This window comes from Nitrospirota bacterium (assembly GCA_016212215.1).
Taxonomy (GTDB): domain Bacteria; phylum Nitrospirota; class 9FT-COMBO-42-15; order HDB-SIOI813; family HDB-SIOI813; genus JACRGV01.
Genome location: JACRGV010000068.1, coordinates 1 through 3317, shown reverse-complemented (window position 1 = coordinate 3317; position 3317 = coordinate 1). Strand labels below are relative to the sequence as shown.

6 protein-coding genes are annotated in these 3317 nt (G+C 42.7%); 2 read left to right on the top strand and 4 right to left on the bottom strand.

Features of this window, described 5'->3' with window-relative positions; all coding sequences use genetic code 11:
• Positions 1 to 303 precede the first annotated feature (303 nt).
• The 4 genes from HZA08_06155 to HZA08_06140 form a co-directional block, all read right to left on the bottom strand.
• Complete coding sequence (locus HZA08_06155; GenBank protein ID MBI5193009.1) at positions 304 to 774, bottom strand: hypothetical protein; 471 nt, start codon at positions 772 to 774, stop codon at positions 304 to 306.
• Between the two features lie 10 nt (positions 775 to 784).
• On the bottom strand, positions 785 to 1195 hold the full coding sequence (locus HZA08_06150; protein MBI5193008.1) for a DsrE/DsrF/DrsH-like family protein: 411 nt from the start codon (positions 1193 to 1195) through the stop codon (positions 785 to 787).
• Positions 1196 to 1324: 129 nt separating this feature from the next.
• Positions 1325 to 1816: a hemerythrin domain-containing protein gene (locus HZA08_06145; GenBank protein ID MBI5193007.1), complete on the bottom strand. Its 492-nt coding sequence runs from the start codon at positions 1814 to 1816 to the stop codon at positions 1325 to 1327.
• A 115-nt stretch (positions 1817 to 1931) separates the two neighbouring features.
• Entirely contained in the window at positions 1932 to 2150 is a 219-nt protein-coding gene (locus HZA08_06140; GenBank protein MBI5193006.1) for a DUF167 domain-containing protein, read from the bottom strand.
• A gap of 235 nt (positions 2151 to 2385) precedes the next feature.
• Between HZA08_06140 and HZA08_06135 the strand changes: the two genes are divergently transcribed.
• Together HZA08_06135 and HZA08_06130 are read left to right on the top strand one after the other, a co-directional pair.
• Positions 2386 to 3042 (top strand): DUF502 domain-containing protein, encoded by a 657-nt coding sequence (locus tag HZA08_06135; protein ID MBI5193005.1) that lies wholly within the window; start codon positions 2386 to 2388, stop codon positions 3040 to 3042.
• The gene (locus HZA08_06130) at positions 3029 to 3193 is read left to right on the top strand and encodes a hypothetical protein (GenBank protein ID MBI5193004.1); all 165 of its coding nucleotides are present in this window, start codon (positions 3029 to 3031) and stop codon (positions 3191 to 3193) included. Before HZA08_06135 ends, HZA08_06130 begins: the two co-directional genes overlap by 14 nt.
• Positions 3194 to 3317 lie beyond the last annotated feature (124 nt).

Below are 3317 nucleotides of genomic sequence, written 5' to 3'. Positions count from 1 at the left end.
CCAGAACTTGCCCTTATCACTATCCCCTACTTCACTACACTCTTCAAAATAATTTGACATGACGGCTCTCCTTTCATTGTTGGATACCATCATGCCATCTTCCCCTCAACTTGTGAAGATGGGGTTATTTAACCGCTTACCTCAAACCTGACCGAAATCTGAGCGCCTAAATGCACAAGTTATTTCATGACAGACCCTTAATTCCCAATTAGTGTAGGGGATATTTTCATTATCCCCTACACGACATGTTAGTTTATCATAGATAGGAAGTATGAAGGCTGTGGTTAATCTACTTTTTTGGATCTAAATCAGATGAGTCACTATATACTGGTCACCAAATCTTTTTATATTGTCATTGATAATCTGTAAGCCATCAAGGTGTTTTTCTTCGTCTCCAAGAATCTCTTCAAGCAGACGCCTTGTGCCGTTGTCTTTTTCAGAGAAACAGTCTGTTATGGCCTTATTTAGTCTATCTATAGCATCAATTTCAATGTCAATATTCATCTTTACCATGTCTGTCATTTCTGTTTGTTCAGCAACAGGTACCATGTGTTTCAGGTAGGCGACCTCTCCTCCGAGGAAAAGGATCCGTTCCATAAGCTTTTCTGCATGTTTCATCTCATGTACGGCGTCTTCTTTAAGAATCTCAGCAAATTTATTATAGCCCTTATCCGAGCATTTTGTGTGCTGGTCCATATAGATTCCTACAGCACCTATCTCAGCAGTATAAATCTCCGACAGAATCTGAATAATCTTCTTGTTAACTTTTCGCATGATCCGCTCCTCATATAAATAACATCTGGTCATTAACAGCCTCATTCATGAATGTGGTCATCCCCATGCTCATGTCCACTTCATCAACGAGTTCGCTGCGTGAGATATTTAAAAGACCCATAGAGCTTGTGCATGAGTATAATCTCACCCCCATAGTCTTCGCCTCTGTGATAAGCCCAGAAATCTTGTGAATGTGGCCTTTCCTTAAATTATCTTCAAGTGTACTACGATGCGCTTCACCCTCTTGATCAAGCATAAACTCTGCCCTGTCATTCTTCCTGAAATATTCCAATGCCCAATATGTAATAAAGCACCGTGAATCTCTCCCCATAGCCGCCGCAGTTAATGCAAGTGCAAGACCGTGATATATGCGGTCAAAAGAACCGCTGTGTAGAATTATTGAAATGCCTGTGTTGTTCACCCGAACATCCCTCCGGCGGGGTAAGAAAACCCCGCCTATCCAGATATATATCAAGAATAGGCGGGACATTCTTGTCCCACTCATTTTCATAGCAATCTTGCCTCTTACTTCTAACCTCTTACTTCTGCTTTACGCCCTTTTCTCCCTTATCGTTGCTGCCCAGTCAAGCAGAGGGACTCCCTTCTCTCTTGCAGCGGCAAACTTATCTCCGAGATTATCAAGTTCTGATTGTGTAAGTCTTTCAGAGAGTATGGCAAGTCCATCACAATTGGAGACATGAACCAGTATTGCCCTTGCTGCATTTGCGGCTTCACTTGCTCCTATATCTGTCAGGGTATCTTTTTGCAGTAAACCGAGACATGCGCGTGCAGTTCCAATAACCCCGTCGTGCTCAGAGATGAGTTGATCAACATATTCGCCTAAGAGCGTACGCAAGGCCGGGTAAAGGGTTTCCTCCTCATATCTGAAATGAGGGCCTACAAGGACATTGAGGTTTCCTAAAATCTCCCTTGCCTTTATAACATCCTTTGATTTAAGAGCCGTTATGATGTCAAGTAATCCGTCCCTAACCTTCCTGTGGTCTTCCCTGAATTCAGCAATTGGGTCTAATTTTGTTGCCATATTTGTTTCCTCCTTTTTATTTAAATGAATGAATTATATTAGCAGAGTATTTTTTTTGCTGTCAATACCAAAATCTTCTCCCCTCCCCTTGCGGGAGGGGATTAAGGGGAGGGGGTTACAGGATCTCAATAACCTTATTTTTAGAATGTTCCCCTCTTAATATATTAATATTGCTTTTTGGCACGTTGAAGTAATCACTCAGAATTTTTATAATGGCCTCGTTGGCCTTTCCCTCAACAGGCTGTGCCTTAACAGAGACAAGATAGCTTGCCCCTTCCATTTGATTTACTGAATCTTTTTTTGATCCGGTTTTTACCTTGACAGAAATTTTCATTTGGGAATCCCCATAGCTCACCTTCCCCCTAACCCCCTCCCGTCAAGGGAGGGGGGATATATGAGTTCCTCCTTTGAACAAGGTTGATAAAGTGGAATTCTCATCTTCAATCTTACTTCTTGCTTCTAACTTCTTACTTCTGCTCACCGCTCACTCCCCCTAATTATACCGATTCCGGCTATCCATTTAAAGTATTCTTGAAACCGCAGGTTATATTGTTGTATTATGATAAAGAATGAAGAGTCACATAAAGAAATATTTCATTACCGGGCTTCTTGTAATTATCCCAATATGGGGTACGTATCTTGTACTTCATGCTATTCTCAGGTTCCTCGAGGGCTTCATTGGTAATTTCCTGAAAAGCTTTGACAGGTATTATATCCCTGGGATGGGAATTATCTCCCTTCTTTTGCTCATCCTGCTCGTGGGTTTTTTTGCGACAAATTTTATCGGCAGGAAGATTGTACTATTATGGGAGCGCCTCCTCGAAAAGGTGCCGCTGGTCAGCAACATATATTCTATTTTTAAACATATAGTTGATACGGTATCAGTGCAGAGTAAAGAGAGTTTCAGCCGGGTTGTCCTTGTAGAGTTTCCAAGCAAGGGGATATATACGATCGGTTTTGTAACCGGTGTAACAAAAGGGGAGGTTCAGAACCTTACTACAGAGAGGGTTGTTAATGTCTTCATTCCCCATACACCACTTCCCACAACAGGTTTTTTTGTTTTTGTACCGGAGAGTTTGATAACACCCCTTTCCATGAGTGTTGAAGACGGGATGAAGATGGTAGTCTCCGCCGGGCTTTATACCCCGGCATCTTTTGGGATGATGAAGCAATCAGTTTCAAAAGAAACCGACAATGTGAAGGTAAAAATAGATGAAGACACATGAACCATGGTTAACAAAGGGACATGAAAATGAGTGGGACAAGAATGTCCCACCTATCCTCATAGAAATGGATAGGCGGGTTTCCCCAAATTTACACATGGATAGGCGGGGTTTTCTTACCCCGCCGGAAGGATTTACGGATGAACCGTCATGAAACGGAGGTTTCACAAAGGAGGATGAAAACCACCCCCCCAAGCCCCCCCTTGTTAAGGGGGGGAAAGTTCCTTTGGTGCTCAATGGCCAACGGCAATCCCCCCCTTTGTTCAAGGGGGGGCATG